Origin of the sequence: Actinoplanes aureus (assembly GCF_015704865.1) — a bacterium.
GTDB lineage: Bacteria > Actinomycetota > Actinomycetes > Mycobacteriales > Micromonosporaceae > Actinoplanes > Actinoplanes aureus.
On record NZ_JADQTO010000037.1, the window covers coordinates 13,151 to 28,228 of the forward strand.

Sequence of the window (15,078 nt, forward strand, 5' to 3'; positions counted from 1 at the left end):
CCGACGAGGTCCCATCGGCGGCTGGCGGCCGGAGTTGAGGATCAGCCGGTCTTCCGGGCCAGCGCCTCGGTCAGATGACGCAGCAGATGCTGGACCGCGGGGGAGCGGCCGCCGGTCCGGGTGGTCGCCCAGATCTGCCGGGCCAGCCCGCTGGGCCGGGCGATCGGCAGGTAACCGACACCACGCTGGGCGGTGGCCGCGAGCTGCGGCACGAGGGCCACCCCGAACCCGGCGGCCACCATGGCGAGCACCATCGGGTAGCTGTGCACCCGGATGCTGATCCGGGGCTCGAACCCGGCGGCACGGCAGGCCATCTCGGTGACCGCCTGGAAGCCGGTGCTGGTGAGCGCCGCCACCCAGTCGGTGCCGGCGAAGTCGGCCAGCACGGCCGGAGCCGGCTCAGCCGGGCGCAGCCGCCGCGGCACGGCCAGCAGCAGCGGCTCGCGGTAGAGCGGCCGCTGGGTGAGACCCCGCAGATCGGGGCGGGACAGCGGCGCGTACTCGTGGGTGACGGCGAGGTCGATCTCGCCGGCCCGCACCCGGGGCAGCGCCTCGTCCGACTCCAGCTCGGTGAAGTGCAACTCGACGTCCGGATGCCGGCGGCGGAACCCGGTGAGCGCCGGGATGACGAAGCTGGTGCCGGCCGTGGCGAACGCCGCCACACGCAGCGTCCCGCCGCGCAGCCCGGCCACGTCGCGGACCGCCCGCTCCGCCTCGGCGAGCGAGGCCAGCAGCGGTTCGGCGTGCTCGGCCAGGACGCGGCCGGCCTCGGTGAGCCGGACACTGCGCGCCGAGCGTTCCAGCAGCGCCGTACCGAGATCGCGTTCGAGCGCCGAGAGCTGCTGCGAGGCCGCGGCCGCGGTGCAACCGGCCCGGACGGCGGCGGCCGCGATGGTGCCGGTGACCGCCACGTCGCGCAGCAGGCTCAAGCGACGGGAATCCAGCATAAGGAGAACTTACGCTGAGCCGTTGAGACACGCATTGATGCCAGGCTGGGACTCGGGCAGCCTGGCAGCGTGCCACTCGATCCGCGGTTGCTCGCCGCCTTCACCGTCGCCACGATCGTCGCCACCCTCGCGCCCGGCCCGGACATGCTGTTCGTGCTGAGCTGCGGGATGCGCGGCGGCCCCCGCGCCGGGCTGCTAGCCACGGCCGGGATCGCCACCGGCGAGGCGGTCCACGTCCTGCTCGCCGCCGCCGGGCTCAGCGCGCTGTTCACCGCGGTGCCCGAGGCCTTCACCGCGCTGCGCGTCGCCGGCGCGGTCTACCTCGCCTACCTGGGCGTGCAGATGATCCGCCGGCGTGGCGACCTGTCGCTGGGAAACCCCGGCGGCCCGGCGCTCTCCGACCGCCGCGCCTACCTCACCGGATTTCTGACCAACCTGTCCAACCCGAAGATGATCGCCTTCTCGGTGGCGTTCCTGCCGCAGTTCGTAGACCCGGCCCTCGGCGCGGTATGGGTGCAGTTCGCCGTGCTCGGCGTGATCCTGATCGTCCTGGAGTTCCTGATCGACGGCGCGGTAGGTGTGTTCGCCGGCCGGATCGGCGGATGGCTGCGGCACCGCCGCACCCTCAGCCGTCGCGTCGACGCCGCCACCGGCGGCATCCTCATCGCCCTCGGCTTCCGCCTCGCCGTGGAGCAGTGAGCCTTTCGAGCGTTCGCGGGCAAAGCACGCCCACCACCCGAAGCGCGCCGGCGGCCAACAGGGTCGCCACCGCTTCAGCCAGGCCCCTCACCGCGCGGCCGGCGAGCATGGCCGCCCTCTCGTGCACGATGCCCTCGAACGGCGAACGCGGTCCGCCGTTCGGTGCCCGTCGTCTGCTCGCTGACCAGCGCGTTCACGGCGGCGATCCCGACCGGCACGGCCAGCCCGCCGGCCGCCGCGCCGACGCCCACGACGGTTGCGGAGCCGGCGCCCGCCGCCAGCGCCGCGCCAGCACGATCCAGCTCACCACCGCCGAGGGCAGGGCCTGCAGTCGGATGCGGCGAACGGCGCTAGAGGGCTTCCGTAGTCAGGGTCCCTAAGCGGTGATCTTGCTTGGCCCTCGCTCACGGCTGTCTCACCGCGTTTCGCTTCCTTTTAAGTACGGGGTTGGCAGTCTCCGGAAAAGAGACCGTCCCCGCGGTCCCGCGCGACCCCCTGCCTGGTCCCGGCCGCACCGCGACCGCCGGGACCAGGCAGTGGTCACGCGGGCTGCCAAAGCGCGCATCGCGGTTCGCCGGGCCGGTCGCGGTGGGCGGTTAGCCGCCCGACGACCCGGGCTCTCCTCGCTGCCCTGCCGGCGTGCCGTTTCCCGGCGGTCGCGGTGGGGCCGCGCGTGGCGGTCCGATCGCGTGGGGAGAGCGGGGACGGGTGGCTCCGGCGGGGCGACCGGTCACGCGTACCTCGAAAGAGCGTGCGTGGGAGGCGGAGAGCGACCACTGGATTGCGTGCGTGGAAGGCGGAGAGCGACCACGGGATTGCGTGCGTGGGAGGCGGAGAGCGGCCCCGGGATTGCGTGCGTGGGAGGCGGAGAGTGACCGGGATTGCGTGCGTGGGCGGCGGCGACCTCCGGGCGTTCAGCGGGGGCAGGCGCCGAAGTGGGTGGGGCCGGTGCGGCGGAGCAGCTCGGTGCTGAGGACCTCGCCGGCGACGCCGTGGCCGACGCCGAGACCGGCCTGGTTGCTGAACTCGAAGTGCTGGCCGCCGTAGACCCGGGACCGTCCCGCCTCCGCGGCGGCGGCCGCGAAGCCCGGATAGCCGCGCGCCGCGCCGCCCGGGGCCGAGTCGGTGGCGTGGTGGAAGGGGATGGCGTCGCTGCAGAAGAAGCCGGCCAGTACGGCCGCGCCGGCACCGCTGTACGAGCTGTGCCCCGACACGTACTCCGGTGTGCCGCCGACGCTGCCGGCCCGGGCGGACCAGGCCGGGTTCGGCGCGGTGGCCGGGTTTCCGTCGGTGTCGGCCTCGCGGATCGCGGTGGTCGGCCGCCAGTGCCGGTACGTGTACTTGGTGCGGACCGTGGCCACCGTCGTGTCGGCGAGCGCCATCGTGAGCAGCGCGGCCAGCCGGGCCTGATCGGCCAGTGGCAGGTGCCGGTCGGCGGCGACGGTGAGGCCGATCCGCAGCCACTCGCCGGGCGGCTGGCCGGAGCCGGCGGGCAGTGACCAGAACTGGTAGGTGGCTAGCAGGTCCGGTTCGGGCAGCGCGGCATCGCCGAGGATCGCGACCTCGGCGAAGGCGGCGGCGTACTGGAGGCTGGTCAGCGCCGGGGGAGGGCCGGGGACGTGCCGCGCGGGGTCGGCGACGGCGAACGGGCGCACGTTGCGGTACTGCACGCCCGCCCACGCCGCGCGGAAGACGCCGGGTCCGGTGCCGGCCCCTTGGGTCTCCACCGGGGTGGAGCCGTCGCCGGCGCGGGCGGTGACCACAGCCTGGCCGACCTCGCGGCCCCACCGGGCGCCGGTCTCGCCGCCGGGGAGGCGGGCCAGGTCGGCGTCGAGGCGGGTGTCGTAGGTGGCGGTGCGAGCCGGGTCCAGGCGGACCAGCACCGCGTGCGCCGCGGCGGCGGCGGCCGCCTGTGGGTCGCCGTCGCGTGGTCCCGGGCCCGGCACCAGGGCGTGGGTGCGGCGGTCCCGGCTGCCGGCTAGGCCGTTGACCGCGTCGTAGATCGCGACGTTGACCATCGCGTAGAGGCGGGCGGCGTCGGCATCGGTGGCGCGGGTGGCGCGTACGGCGTCGAGCGCGAACCCGTTCCACACCCGTACGGCGTCGATGTCGGTGTGGGCGTGCTCGGTAACCGGAACGCTCACGCCGGCCAGGCTCAGAACGGCGACGAACAGAAGCTTGCTCACGGCACCACCCTGCACCGCATCGCATCGGAAGTCGTCAATGCGTCCTCGATCGGACGCCTCAGCCGCCGAGCGTCCTGCCCTGGAAGCCGTACACGGTGCCGGTCTCGCCGACCTCCTCGACGTCGACGTCGACGTTCACCCGGCCGCCGCGGACACTGTCGATCCGGGCCGCGACGAGTAGCCCGTCCACCCGCTTCGCGGTGGCGACCACGTCCACCTGGCTGCCGGCCGGCTCGCGCTCCTCGCCGCGGAACGTGATCCGCTGCCGGTACGCCAGCTCCAGCAGCGAACGCAACGCCTCCACCTGGGCGATCAGCTCGGTGTTCGCCGGGTCGACCGGGCGGATCCCGTGCACGTACGACCCGAGCCGCTCGGTCAGCGTGATCAGCTCCTCGTCGCGCTCCTCGAGGACCCGCTCGTCCACCGGCACCGGCTCGAGGCGGCCGGCCAGCACCGGATCGTCCGCCGCCGGCGTCACCAGCGCGGCCTGATCCTTGCGTTCGCGGCGTCGTTTGAGCAGCTCCGTGGCCTGGCCGTAGAGGAACGTGATGCCCTCGGTCAGGACGGCCGCGCCGAGCACCGCCAGGGTCACCGGTTCCGCCATCGTCGTCTCCTCGACCAGGACGCTACGCCGGCCGCCGCCGGGTCTCTGTCGCGTCGCCGACAGCCTGTCACCCGCCGGGGCGCAGCAGGTACCGGGTGACCATGATGGTCAGGTCGCGCAGGAAGTCCTCGTCGGTCCCGGTGGCCGCGGCGAAGCCCGGCCCGTACGCGGTACGCAGCACCAGGGTGGAGAACACTGTGTCGAAGGCTGCTCGAATCGCGCCCCCCGGATCGGGCTGATCGATCTCGACGCCGGTTTCCAGAATCAGGGCGGTGAACTGGTCGCCCAGCTCCCGGCTGTACCGCCGGCCCCGGCGGTGGACCTCCGGATGCACGCCGGAGATCAGGATCACCGCTCGGAGCAGGGCGGCGTGCCGGTCGAAGACCCCGGCGACCAGCCGGACCGCCTCCGCGACGATCCGCTCGGCTGGCACACCCCGCCACCGGTCACGCTCGTCGAGCACGGCCTGGTCCGCGCGGACCCGGGCGAGACCGTGCTCGTAGACGGCGAGGAACAGGGCGTCCTTGTTGTCGACGCGGGCGTAGAGGGCGCGCGGCGGCACCTGGGCGCGCTCGCAGACGGCGGCGATGGTGAACGCCTCGTACCCACCCTCCTCCAAGATCGTCACCCCGGCGTCGAGGACCCGCTGCCAGGCCTCCCGGCTGCGCTGCTGGAGCGGCGGCCGGATCTCCAGGGACTCGGCGGGCGTCGTCATGCGCTCCATCCTCGCTGATCCGCGGGGGTTGACAGCCGGGTGACCCGGACCACATCCTCATCTGCACCGAAACCGTAGCGCCCACTACGGTCTTTCCCAAGGAGTACCCATGTCCGCTGTTCGCCGTGGCCGCGTCGCCGTCATCGGTGCCGGGCCCGCCGGGATGGCCACCGCACTCTCCGTCCACCAGGCCGGCCACGAGGTCCTGTTGCTGGAGCGCTACCCCCGGGCCCGCCCGGCGGGCAACATCCTCAATCTGTGGCCACCGCCGATCAAGGCGCTCGGCCTGCTCGGCGTCGACACCACCGACCTCGGCGCGCCCTGCTACACCGAGTTCCGCAGCGCCGCCGGCCGCACCCGCGTCCGGGTCAACCTGCCCGGCGACGTCGTGCGCGACTACGGCGGCGGCTTCATCGGCCTGCTCCGCCCCGACCTGTACGCGCGGCTGCTCGCCGCCCTGCCGCCGGGTGTCCTCCAGGTCAACCGCACGGTCGACAGCTTCGACCAGGACGAGACCGGGGTACGGCTGCGGATGGTCGGCGGCGAGACGATCGAGGTGGACGTGGTCGTCGGCGCCGACGGCATCGACTCCCTGGTCCGCCGCACGCTCTGGGGTGACACCCCGAAACGCGAGCACCACCTGCACATCTTCGGCGGCTACACGTTCGACGACACGGTCACCGCCGAGCGCGGCCTGTGCCTGCTGTCGCACAGCCGGACCGTGCAGGGCAGCTGGACCGCGATCCGGGACAAGGGCCGGGACGGCTTCCAATGGTGGGTTCTCGGCGCCCACGACGCGCGCACCGAGTTCACCGGGGATCCGCACGCCACCGCCGCCCGGATGGGCGCCGGGTTCGCCGCCCCGCTGCCGCAGCTGATCGCCGCCACCGACCCGGCCCACGTGCAGCGGTGGGTGCTGCGCGACCGCAAGCCGCTGAAGCGGTGGTCCAAGGGCCGGGCCACGCTGGTCGGCGACGCTGCGCACCCGACCAGCCCGTACGCCGCTTACGGCGCGGGCATGGCCACCGAGGACGGCTACTTCCTCGGCCGGCGGCTGGCCGGCGTCGACCTCTCCGACCACTCGGCGGTGCGAGCGGCGCTGGAAGCGTTCGAGGGCCCACGCAAGCCGCACACCGCTCGGCAAGTGCAGCAGGCGTACGCCCTCGGCAAGATTTTCCACCACGCGCCCGCCCCGCTGCGACCGCTGCGCGACGCGTTGCTGGACCGCACCCCGTTTCTGCAGAAGGTTGTCGGTGACTCGTCACCCGGTGAGATCGTCGCGCAGATCGCGGCCATCGACGAGACGGAGGCGCGGTTCCGCGCGATCACGGCGTGACCGTGCGGTTCGCCGTACCGTGCTCGGGGTTGGTCTTTCTCGTGCGCCGCCGCGTGCGGCGCGCGAGCTGACGGGAGGGCGGGCGAAGCATGATCGTGTTGGACGGGCCGGACACCCGGGCCGCGCTGCCGATGGCCGACGCGGTCGAGTGCGCGCGCGAAGCCATGCGCGCCACCGCCGGTGAACATCTGCGCCAGCCGCTGCGGACGGTGATCAACGCCGGCCCGGCCGGCTTCCTCGCCGCCATGCCGGTCTGCGTGGCCGATCCGGCGGAGACCCTGTTCGGGATCAAGACGATCGTGGTGAAGCCCGGCAACGCGGCCCGCGGCCTGCCCTCGCACAACGGCCTTGTCGTGCTGTTCGACGGTGACACCGGGCTGCCTACCGCCGCGGTCGACGCCGCGGTCATCACCGAGATCCGTACGGCGGCGGTCTCGGCCGTAGCTACCGGCGCGCTTGCGCGCGCCGACGCGGCCCGGCTCAGCATCATCGGCACCGGCGCGCAGGCACGCACGCATCTGGAGGCGATGCTTGAGGTACGGGAGATCGGCTCGGTACGGGTCTGGGGGCGTACGCCGGAGCGGGTCACCGAGTTCGCCGGGTGGGCGCGCACCCGGTTCGGCCTGCCGGTGACCGAGGCCGTCTCGCCGCGCGACGCGGCCGCCGGTGCCGACGTCGTCTGCACCGTGACGGCGTCCCCGGAACCGCTGTTGTCGGCGGCGGACGTCGCCCCCGGCGCGCACGTGAACGCGGTCGGCGCCAGCCAGCCGGGCTCCCGCGAGCTGGCGCCGGACCTGGTGGCGCGGTGCCGGGTGGTGGTGGACCGGCGCGAGTCCGCCGGTGCCGAGGCCGACGACCTGATCCTGTCGGCGGACCCGCCCCGCCGGGCGCCGGTGGCCGCGGAACTCGGCGAGGTGCTGCTCGGCCGGGCTGCCGGCCGGACCGGCCCGGAGGAGATCACCCTGTTCAAGTCGGTCGGCCTGGCGGTGCAGGACCTGTTCGCCGCCCGGGCCGCGGTGCGCCGGGCCGCCGGGACCGGCATCGGCAACCACGTGCCGATGCGCGCCGGCTGACTGTCTGCGGCGCGGTACCGGCGACGCGCGCCCCGTGACCGCCGCACCGGCGGTCACGGGGCGCGACGGGATCAGCCTCGGGCCGAGGTCTCCTGCCGGTGCAGGCGCGGCAGGTGCGGTTCCCCGGGCTCCGGCGGCAGGTCGTCGACACCCGTGGCGACCGCATCCTCGTGGCGGCGGTGCGCGGACGGCAACGCGAGCGCGGCGACCGCGGCCAGCACGCCGACGCCCGCGCAGACCCAGAAGCCGGCGGTGAACGCGTCGTCGGTGGGCAGGCCCTGCGGGGTGCTGTGCGAGGAGAGCACCGCCGCGACGACAGCGGTGCCGATGCTGCTGCCGATGGTCCGGGCGATCGTGTTGACGCTGGTGGCCTCGCCGGTCTGGGCGGCCGGGACGCTCTCGATGATGGCGTTCGACATGACCGCGAAGGCCAGGCCGATGCCGGTGCCGGTGAAGATGCCGGAGAGCAGCACCTTCCCGACCTCGTCGTGGGTGACGGCGGGGACCGCGAACGCGACGACGACCGCGAGGGTGCCGAGGAACAGCTTCGGGCCGTACTTGCGGGTGAGCAGGCCGGCCAGCGGACCGAAGATCACCATCATCACGACGGTGGGCAGCAGGAACAGGCCGGACTGGGACACCGACTTGCCGAACCCGTAGCCGGTGGCGGCGGGCAGTTGGAGCAGCATCGGTACCAGGAGGAAGGTGCCGAACATCGCGAAGCCGAGCATCAGCGCCACCAGGTCGGTGGCCCAGACGCCACGGATCCGCATCAGGCGCATGTCCACCAGCGGCTCGGCGGTCCGCAGCTCCACCACGACGAAGACGGCCATCAGCACCGCGCCGGCGGCGAGCAGGCCGATGGTCTTGACGTCGATCCAGCCCCAGGCCTGGCCCTTGCTGATCGCCAGCAGGAGCGCGACCAGCGAGGTCGACAGCAGGACGGTGCCGAGGACGTCGAGCCTGCCGGGCGTACGCACCGGCGACTCCTTCATCCCGAAGATCGCACCGGCCAGCGCGATGATCACGAAGACCAGCGGCAGCCAGAACAGCCAGTGCCAGGACAGGTGCTCGACGATCGGGCCGGCCGCCACGATGCCGACGCCCGCGCCGACGCCGAAGATGGCCGACAGCAGGCCGACGATGACACCGACCCGCTCGCGGGGCAGTTCGTCGCGGACGATACCGATCGACAGCGGCATGATCGCGCCGGCCGCGCCCTGCAGGACCCGGGCGACGATCAGCACCGACAGGTTCGGGGCGACCGCGGCCAGGACCGGGCCGGGCCGCCAGCGCCGCCAGCACGCCGATCAGGACGCGGCGTTTGCCGACCATGTCGCCGAGGCGGCCCAGGTCGTCCTCTCGGCCGCCCTCGGCATCGTGCTGCTGCGCGCTTCCGGACTCCAGCCGCTCGCCGCTGCCGAACCCACCCAGCTGGCCGAGCCGTTGCGCAAGATGATCGGCGCCCTTCTATCGTGACCCGGGTGCCGATCACTCCGGTTATGACGACGAAGGCCTCGCGTACGACGGCGCGGCCCCCTCAGCCCGGGACGAGATTGGCCGGCGGCGGGATCACCTGCAGCCGGACCGAGTTGTCGTAGCCGATCACCCAGGTACGGCTGTCGCGGGTCCACGTCACCGGGGCCAGGAACAGCCGGCCGCCGGACTCGAGGATCAGCCGGAAGCCGCGATAGCGGTAGCCGAAGCCGTCCTCGCCCGCGCCGGTCAGCCGCTGCTCGACGACGCCTTCGGGCAGTGCCGGCAGCGGCTCCCGGGTGTCCAGCACCACCTGGTAGGCCCGGCGCGGGTCGACCGCCTCGTCGTAGCTGCGGTTCAGCCCGAGGGTGAACGCCACCCGGTTGGTCGCCCAGAACAGCCCGGCCAGCGCGAGCACGACGATCGACACGACCGCCGCACGCCGTACCCGCCCGGCCTGGTCGGCCATGTACCACCGGTGCATCCGGCCGTGCGGGTCACGGGTGAGGATCTGCCCGGCGATCCAGCCGGCGTAAGCGAGCATCGCCGGCCCCACGCTCAGGGTGAGTGGAGTCAGAGCCGTGGACTCGTTGCGGTAGACGGCCGGGACCAGCAACCCGAGGACCGCGCGTGCCGTCAGGAGCAGGCCGATCAGCGCCACGCCAGCGGCGGTCAGCAGTCCGGCCGTGGTCCGGGACTCGTCAGAGAGCACCCAGGTGACGACCGCGTGGCCGGCCAGGGCTAGCACGACCGCGATCAGCAGCAGGGCGAGCGGGCCGAAGATCGCCTCGGTGCCGTAGATCACCAGGTCCTGAGTGGAGAGATCCGCCAGGCCGAGCTGGATGCCGTAGTAGGCGAGCCGGCCGTCGGTGTACACCGCGCCGAAGTAGATCAGCAGCGCGGTGATCACCGTGGTTGGGGCCAGGAAGTTGGCGATCTCGGCGAGACGGGCGCCGAGGGTGCGCTGCGGTGCGGCCGCCTCGTCCGGCGCCGCGGTCATGACGAGGGCGACGCGGACGCGGAGGGGGAGGACTCCTCCGGTTTCGGCTCGTCCTTCTTGCCCTGCACCTTGAGCTCGCTGGTCGCCGTTTTCCATTCGACGGGCACGGGCCGGCTCTCGGACGGCTCCTCACGGGCGACCTTCTCCTCCGAACAGGGCGCCACGTCCGCCGACTCGCAGCTGCCGGCGAACACCAGTCCCACCCGCGCGCTGTAGGTCTGGGTCTCGCCTCCGTCGTCGCCCGGCCGCAACTCCTTCTCGAGCTGCACACCGGTGTAACAGGCCTGGCCGGTTGCGAGTCTCACACCGGGCACGCACGGCTTCGCACCCGGAGGGAGGTCCTCGTTCGTGTCCAGCGGGCAATGTCCGGTGGCCCGGTACAACCCGGCATCGGCGGAGATCAGGAAGACCCTCTTCACCTTCATGGTGATGCCGAACTGGTTGACGAAGAACCGGCAGGAGTCCTCCATCGCGCCGCCACCCTGCGGCCCGTTGACGTTGACCGTCTTCGCCGGGCGCGGAGCCTTGTTGTCTTTCTTCTTCGTGGCCTCGCTCTCGGTCCGGGTTTCCTCCTCGCCTTCACCGCTGCCCGGCTGCTGCCCGGCGTCAGTTGCGGAGCCCGAGTCGGAGTCGGACGCAGACCCGGACCCCGGGTCGGAATCACCCGGTAGGGCGACGTCGTCCTGCGGGACACCGCCGTCGGTGGGCTCCGACGTGGACGTGTCGCCGCTTGTCGGTGTGGTGTCGCCGGTGGTGGCCGCGGTACGCACGAGCCATCCCACGCCGAGAGCGAAGACCAGGGCGAACACCGCCACGACGGCGACCAGAACCCGACGGTTGGCAAACATGGCCGCCCCCTCTCGTCAAGCACGGGCGTCCTGTCACCTTGAGTAGCACGCGCGTCACCCGCGCCCCAACCGGTTTTCGGCGCACCTCACATCGGCTGTTCGACAGCTATTTGAGGCAGTTGCTCAGGTGCGGCGCCGCGGACATGACCAGCTGGCGGCCGATCTTCTCGAGCTGCGCGACCTGCTCCGGGGTGAGCGCGTCGAAGACCAGGCGCCGGGCCTCACGGACGTGGCCCGGAGCGGTGGCCTCGATCATCGCCGTCCCGGCGTCGGTGAGGACCGCGACGACGCAGCGGGCCTCGGTGGTGTCCACGTTGCGGCGCTGCACCCACCCCTGGCGCTCCAGCCGGCTGACCGCGTGTGAGAGCCGGGAGAGCGACCCGGCGGCCAGGTGGGCGAGCTGGCTCATCCGGACCGTGTGGCCGGGCGCGTCGGACAGCGAGGAAAGGATCTGGTACTCGAAGAAGTTGATCCCGGCGTCCCGCTTGAGCTGGGCGTCGATGGCCGGCGGCAAGCTCATCAGCATCGCGGTGAGCGCCATCCAGGCGTGCCGTTCGTCGTCGGAGAGCCATGGGACGTCTGTGCTGTCGCTCACGACTGAGCACGATACCTGACCAGCGCACTTGAACATTCAACAAGAAGGTGCCACTCTCGTGTTGAACATTCAAGTTCGCAGCCTGACAGGGAGAATCATGGCCGTCCTGCGTATCGACGCCAGCATTCAGGGACCGCGCTCCGCGAGCACCGAGCTCGCCGATCTGGTCGAACGCGAGTGGGTCGCCGCCCGCCCCGGCACCGAGATCGTGCGCCGTCACCTCGGCACCGACCCGTTGCCCGCCGACGCCTGGGCGAACGCGGTCCACGCCGGGTTCCTCCCGGCCGAGCAGCGCACCGGCGCCCACCACGGCGCTCTCACCCTCGCCGGTGAACTGGCCGGTGAGCTGCGCTCCGCCGACGCGGTGATCCTCGCGCTGCCGCTCTACAACTACGGCATCTCACAGCACGCCAAGGCCTGGATCGACCTGGTGCTCGCCGGCGGCGAGCACGGCGAGCGCCTGCTCGACGGCAAGCCGGCGGTGGTGCTCACCACCCGCGGCGGCGCGTACGGACCCGGCACGCCCCGCGAGGGCTGGGACCACAACACCGACTACCTGCGCCGCGTCGTCGCCGACATCTGGGGCGCCGAGCTGACCCTGATCGAGCGGGAGTTCACGCTGGTCGGCGTGAATCCGGCGCTGGACGCCTTCGCCGAGCACGCCGAGCTGATGCGCAAGACCGCGCACGAGGCGGCCGCCGTCGCCGGGCGCACCCTGGCCCTCCGCGGCTGAGGTCACGGCCGGTTCCGCTGGTCAGTAGCGGAACCGGCCGACCAGCTCGCGGAACTCCGCCGAGATCGCCGCCAGACCGGCCGCCTCCCGGTTCTGCGCGCCGACGGCCAAGGCCACCAGGAAACGTCCTCGCTTCATCATCGGCACAGCCGTCCGGAGCCGGGAGCAATCGTCGAAGCGCTGACGTGTGTGACGGACGTGACGGATGTAGGCCGACACGTTTCCCGCCTGTGACTCGGTTTCGGTGCTGGAGTGGAAGTCCCCGCGCTTCCTTGTCGAGAGGACCACACCGTGCACGAGGACGACCTGATCCGGGCGGTCACGGCGGCGGTGGCGTTCGGGGTCATGCTCGCCGGGCACTACATCGGTGACCACTGGGTGCAGACCAGCGACCAGGCGAACGGCAAGTCCCTCGACGTGGCCGGTTGCGTCCGCCGGGCGGCCCTGTGGCACTGCGCCAAGCACGTGGCCTCGTGGACCGCCACCACCACGATCTTCCTGCTCGCCGCGTGCTGGTGGCTGCGTCTGCCGCTGCAACCGGGCTGGCTCGTGGCCGGGATCCTTCTCAACGCGCTCACCCACTACATCGCCGACCTGCGCGTCCCGCTGATCCGTCTCGGCCGGCTGCTGGGCCGTGCCGGCTACATCGAGAACGTCGGCGTGGTCCGCCCGGCCGGCGCGGCCAGCACCGGCCCGGGCACCGCCCTCTTCGAACTCGACCAGGCCTGGCACATCGGCTGGCTCGCCGTCTCCGCCCTGCTGATCGCCGGCCCGCCCGCCTGACATCCGCGACCGGGCTTGACCCGGCTCATGGGCCCGGCGGTCGCGCTGGGGCCCGGTGCGGCTGCTGCTCGCGGGGGAGAGCGGGGACGGTCTCGTTCCGGCGGGACGGCCGGAACCCGTACCCCAAAGCCCGAAAGGATTAAAGCGGGACCGATGCGGAGCGTGCGGGCATTGCCTGCGGGAGCCGGACGGCGAGGGCGGCCGTTGCGACGGCCAGCAGGAAGCCGGCGATCGGCTGGGCGAGCTGCAGGGTGAAGCCGGCGAGCACGAAGATCGGGATCAGTACGGCGTAGGCGATCCCGTGCCAGCGCAGCCCGCGACTGGTGCGGGCGATGGCCGTGCCGAGCACGATCGCGGCCACGATCAGCAGGAACGCCGCGGACAGTGCGGTGGCGAACAGGGCCGGCCCGTAGGCGGTGTCGTCGTTGAGCGCGGGCATCCCGGGGGTTCCGGCGAGGTGGGCGCGGCCGATGCCGGGCTGGACGAAGGCGGCGCTGCCGAACGCCGCGGCCAGGAAGACGTTGGAGATCGTGGTGAGCGCCAGGCCGGTGATCGCGCTGCCCGCGGCGCGGCCGGCGGTGAGGAACGTGGTGACGGCGACGGCGCCGAGGATCGCCAGTGCGGCGCCGAGGACGCTGGCGCCGAGGTGGCTGACCAGGAAGATGTCGGTGGTGACGTAGCGGGCGTAGGCGTCGAAGTCGTCGGTGGACGGCTGATGCGTGACGGTGCTCAGGCCCAGCAGGAGGCCGTAGGCGGGCAGTGCCCACAGGCCGGCCCTCGCGGCTCGCGTCGTCGTTGACATGGTGGTCTTCCTCCCCGGCGCCGGGCGTCCTCGGTGAGTGGGTGACGAACCGACTATGCGATGAACTGCTTGGCGACGTCGCGTGCCCGTTCGTGCGCCAGGCGACGACCGGTCTCCGCGTCGCCGGTCGCCAGATTGGGGCGGAAGTGGATCGCCTCGATCTCTTCGACGCCGGCCCAGCGCAGCCATCCCTCGAAGTACGGTGCCTGGAAGTCGGCGCCGAAGGCGGGACCGCGGTCCGGGCCGTACACCGCGCTGGTGTAGATGACGGCGGCACGCTTGCCGCGCAGCAGGCCGCGGTAGCCGCTCTCCGGGTCGAACCCGAAGATCAGGCCGGGCTGGCTGATCACATCGATGAACTGCTTGAGGATGTACGGCACCCCGGCGTTCCACATCGGGACGCTGAACAGGTAGCGGTCGGCGGCGTCGAAGCGGTGGAACGTGGCGATGGCCGCGGCCCACGCGTCAGCGGCCGCGCCCTGCGGCTCCTCACCGGCGAAGATCGCCATCTTGGCCGTCGCGGCGTCCGGCCCGAACGGCGGCAGGGTGCCGTCCCACAGGTCGTACTCCTCGATCGGCAGGCCGGGATCCAGCTCGCGCGCCGTGTCGAGGAAGGTGCCGGCGATCGCCAGGGACTCGGACTTCGGGCCGCGGGGCGAGGCCGAGATGTGCAGCAGCTTGCTCATGGGAACTCCGTCGCTAGAAGTCGAATGCGTGCGCACGCACATTTCTACGCCAGTGCGTGCGCACGCACAAGAATTGGCTAGGCTGACGTGATGAGTGACACCGACGTGGCCGCGTGGGCGGCCCTGCTGCGGGTCCACGCCGCGCTGGTCCCGCTGCTGGACCGGGAGCTGCAGTCCGCCTGCGGGTTGCCGCTGACCTGGTACGACGTACTGCTGGAACTGAACTACGCCCCGGACCGGCGGCTGAGCATGGGTGAGCTGGGCCAGAAGGCGGTGGTCAGCCGGACCCGGGTCAGCCGGGTCGTCGACGCCCTCGCCGACGCCGGCCTGGCCACCCGGGAGAGCAACCCGGACGACCGGCGGTCCGCGTACGCGACGATCACCGAGGCCGGCCGGGAGCGGCTGCGTGGTGCCGCACCGGTCTATCTGGAGGGGATCCGGAAGCACTTCACCTCGCAGATGACCGCCGAGGAGTCCCGCGTCGTGGCCGGCGCGCTGGAGAAGGTCCTGAAGCGTCAGTTGTAGAGGCGATCGCTACATCTGGTAGCCGCTAGATGGCGGAACCGCACATATGGCGAACGGCCGATTCGCTCTA

General features: G+C 72.4%; 17 protein-coding genes. 7 read left to right on the plus strand and 10 right to left on the minus strand.

All coding sequences use genetic code 11. The features are described from left to right. Positions 1–41: 41 nt before the first annotated feature. A complete protein-coding gene (locus I4J89_RS43660; RefSeq protein WP_196420120.1) occupies positions 42–947 on the minus strand; it encodes a LysR family transcriptional regulator in 906 nt (301 codons plus the stop codon). 69 nt (positions 948–1,016) lie between these two features. On the opposite strand from I4J89_RS43660, the gene I4J89_RS43665 reads away from it, so the two are divergent. After that, entirely contained in the window at positions 1,017–1,646 is a 630-nt protein-coding gene (locus I4J89_RS43665; RefSeq protein ID WP_196420121.1) for a LysE family translocator, read from the plus strand. A gap of 914 nt (positions 1,647–2,560) precedes the next feature. On the opposite strand, the gene I4J89_RS43670 is transcribed toward I4J89_RS43665, so the two are convergent. The 3 genes from I4J89_RS43670 to I4J89_RS43680 form a co-directional block, all read right to left on the minus strand. Beyond that, positions 2,561–3,832, minus strand: coding sequence for a vanadium-dependent haloperoxidase (locus I4J89_RS43670; protein WP_196420122.1), 1,272 nt, complete (start codon positions 3,830–3,832; stop codon positions 2,561–2,563). A 58-nt stretch (positions 3,833–3,890) separates the two neighbouring features. After that, positions 3,891–4,436 carry a hypothetical protein gene (locus tag I4J89_RS43675; RefSeq protein ID WP_196420123.1) on the minus strand — a complete coding sequence of 182 codons (546 nt, stop codon included), beginning with the start codon at positions 4,434–4,436 and terminating at the stop codon, positions 3,891–3,893. Between the two features lie 67 nt (positions 4,437–4,503). Continuing rightward, positions 4,504–5,151 (minus strand): TetR/AcrR family transcriptional regulator, encoded by a 648-nt coding sequence (locus tag I4J89_RS43680; RefSeq protein ID WP_230860610.1) that lies wholly within the window; start codon positions 5,149–5,151, stop codon positions 4,504–4,506. 109 nt (positions 5,152–5,260) lie between these two features. Between I4J89_RS43680 and I4J89_RS43685 the strand changes: the two genes are divergently transcribed. Beyond that, complete coding sequence (locus tag I4J89_RS43685) at positions 5,261–6,487, plus strand: FAD-dependent oxidoreductase (RefSeq protein WP_196420125.1); 1,227 nt, start codon at positions 5,261–5,263, stop codon at positions 6,485–6,487. Between the two features lie 89 nt (positions 6,488–6,576). Then, on the plus strand, positions 6,577–7,560 hold the full coding sequence (locus I4J89_RS43690; RefSeq protein WP_196420126.1) for an ornithine cyclodeaminase family protein: 984 nt from the start codon (positions 6,577–6,579) through the stop codon (positions 7,558–7,560). Positions 7,561–7,631: 71 nt separating this feature from the next. Here I4J89_RS43690 and I4J89_RS43695 read toward each other — a convergent pair whose 3' ends face one another. Continuing rightward, the gene (locus I4J89_RS43695) at positions 7,632–8,807 is read right to left on the minus strand and encodes an MFS transporter (protein WP_309238739.1); all 1,176 of its coding nucleotides are present in this window, start codon (positions 8,805–8,807) and stop codon (positions 7,632–7,634) included. Here I4J89_RS43695 and I4J89_RS50500 point away from each other — a divergent pair. Then, positions 8,761–9,039: a hypothetical protein gene (locus I4J89_RS50500; RefSeq protein ID WP_230860611.1), complete on the plus strand. Its 279-nt coding sequence runs from the start codon at positions 8,761–8,763 to the stop codon at positions 9,037–9,039. The genes I4J89_RS43695 and I4J89_RS50500 overlap by 47 nt on opposite strands. A 61-nt stretch (positions 9,040–9,100) precedes the next feature. On the opposite strand, the gene I4J89_RS43700 is transcribed toward I4J89_RS50500, so the two are convergent. The 3 genes from I4J89_RS43700 to I4J89_RS43710 form a co-directional block, all read right to left on the minus strand. Beyond that, positions 9,101–10,036 carry a hypothetical protein gene (locus tag I4J89_RS43700; RefSeq protein WP_196420127.1) on the minus strand — a complete coding sequence of 312 codons (936 nt, stop codon included), beginning with the start codon at positions 10,034–10,036 and terminating at the stop codon, positions 9,101–9,103. Beyond that, positions 10,033–10,884: a hypothetical protein gene (locus tag I4J89_RS43705; protein ID WP_196420128.1), complete on the minus strand. Its 852-nt coding sequence runs from the start codon at positions 10,882–10,884 to the stop codon at positions 10,033–10,035. Before I4J89_RS43705 ends, I4J89_RS43700 begins: the two co-directional genes overlap by 4 nt. A 106-nt stretch (positions 10,885–10,990) precedes the next feature. Then, on the minus strand, positions 10,991–11,479 hold the full coding sequence (locus tag I4J89_RS43710) for a MarR family winged helix-turn-helix transcriptional regulator (RefSeq protein ID WP_309238740.1): 489 nt from the start codon (positions 11,477–11,479) through the stop codon (positions 10,991–10,993). Positions 11,480–11,576: 97 nt separating this feature from the next. Between I4J89_RS43710 and I4J89_RS43715 the strand changes: the two genes are divergently transcribed. Further along, positions 11,577–12,212 carry an FMN-dependent NADH-azoreductase gene (locus tag I4J89_RS43715; protein WP_196420130.1) on the plus strand — a complete coding sequence of 212 codons (636 nt, stop codon included), beginning with the start codon at positions 11,577–11,579 and terminating at the stop codon, positions 12,210–12,212. A gap of 291 nt (positions 12,213–12,503) precedes the next feature. Next, entirely contained in the window at positions 12,504–12,995 is a 492-nt protein-coding gene (locus tag I4J89_RS43720; RefSeq protein WP_196420131.1) for a DUF3307 domain-containing protein, read from the plus strand. Positions 12,996–13,134: 139 nt separating this feature from the next. Here I4J89_RS43720 and I4J89_RS43725 read toward each other — a convergent pair whose 3' ends face one another. Further along, positions 13,135–13,797: a hypothetical protein gene (locus I4J89_RS43725; RefSeq protein WP_196420132.1), complete on the minus strand. Its 663-nt coding sequence runs from the start codon at positions 13,795–13,797 to the stop codon at positions 13,135–13,137. A gap of 53 nt (positions 13,798–13,850) precedes the next feature. Continuing rightward, the gene (locus I4J89_RS43730; RefSeq protein ID WP_196420133.1) at positions 13,851–14,483 is read right to left on the minus strand and encodes an FMN-dependent NADH-azoreductase; all 633 of its coding nucleotides are present in this window, start codon (positions 14,481–14,483) and stop codon (positions 13,851–13,853) included. A 90-nt stretch (positions 14,484–14,573) separates the two neighbouring features. On the opposite strand from I4J89_RS43730, the gene I4J89_RS43735 reads away from it, so the two are divergent. Beyond that, positions 14,574–15,008 carry a MarR family winged helix-turn-helix transcriptional regulator gene (locus I4J89_RS43735; RefSeq protein ID WP_196420134.1) on the plus strand — a complete coding sequence of 145 codons (435 nt, stop codon included), beginning with the start codon at positions 14,574–14,576 and terminating at the stop codon, positions 15,006–15,008. The last annotated feature ends 70 nt before the right edge of the window (positions 15,009–15,078 follow it).

What these genes read in the sequence shown, in the direction of transcription:
- I4J89_RS50500 (WP_230860611.1), top strand. Translation starts at nt 8,761, where the DNA reads ATGATCGCGCCGGCCGCGCCCTGCAGGACCCGGGCGACGATCAGCACC.
- I4J89_RS43705 (WP_196420128.1), bottom strand. Translation starts at nt 10,884, where the DNA reads ATGTTTGCCAACCGTCGGGTTCTGGTCGCCGTCGTGGCGGTGTTCGCC.
- I4J89_RS43660 (WP_196420120.1), bottom strand. Translation starts at nt 947, where the DNA reads ATGCTGGATTCCCGTCGCTTGAGCCTGCTGCGCGACGTGGCGGTCACC.
- I4J89_RS43685 (WP_196420125.1), top strand. Translation starts at nt 5,261, where the DNA reads ATGTCCGCTGTTCGCCGTGGCCGCGTCGCCGTCATCGGTGCCGGGCCC.
- I4J89_RS43680 (WP_230860610.1), bottom strand. Translation starts at nt 5,151, where the DNA reads ATGACGACGCCCGCCGAGTCCCTGGAGATCCGGCCGCCGCTCCAGCAG.
- I4J89_RS43700 (WP_196420127.1), bottom strand. Translation starts at nt 10,036, where the DNA reads ATGACCGCGGCGCCGGACGAGGCGGCCGCACCGCAGCGCACCCTCGGC.
- I4J89_RS43725 (WP_196420132.1), bottom strand. Translation starts at nt 13,797, where the DNA reads ATGTCAACGACGACGCGAGCCGCGAGGGCCGGCCTGTGGGCACTGCCC.
- I4J89_RS43675 (WP_196420123.1), bottom strand. Translation starts at nt 4,436, where the DNA reads ATGGCGGAACCGGTGACCCTGGCGGTGCTCGGCGCGGCCGTCCTGACC.
- I4J89_RS43690 (WP_196420126.1), top strand. Translation starts at nt 6,577, where the DNA reads ATGATCGTGTTGGACGGGCCGGACACCCGGGCCGCGCTGCCGATGGCC.
- I4J89_RS43715 (WP_196420130.1), top strand. Translation starts at nt 11,577, where the DNA reads ATGGCCGTCCTGCGTATCGACGCCAGCATTCAGGGACCGCGCTCCGCG.
- I4J89_RS43730 (WP_196420133.1), bottom strand. Translation starts at nt 14,483, where the DNA reads ATGAGCAAGCTGCTGCACATCTCGGCCTCGCCCCGCGGCCCGAAGTCC.
- I4J89_RS43735 (WP_196420134.1), top strand. Translation starts at nt 14,574, where the DNA reads ATGAGTGACACCGACGTGGCCGCGTGGGCGGCCCTGCTGCGGGTCCAC.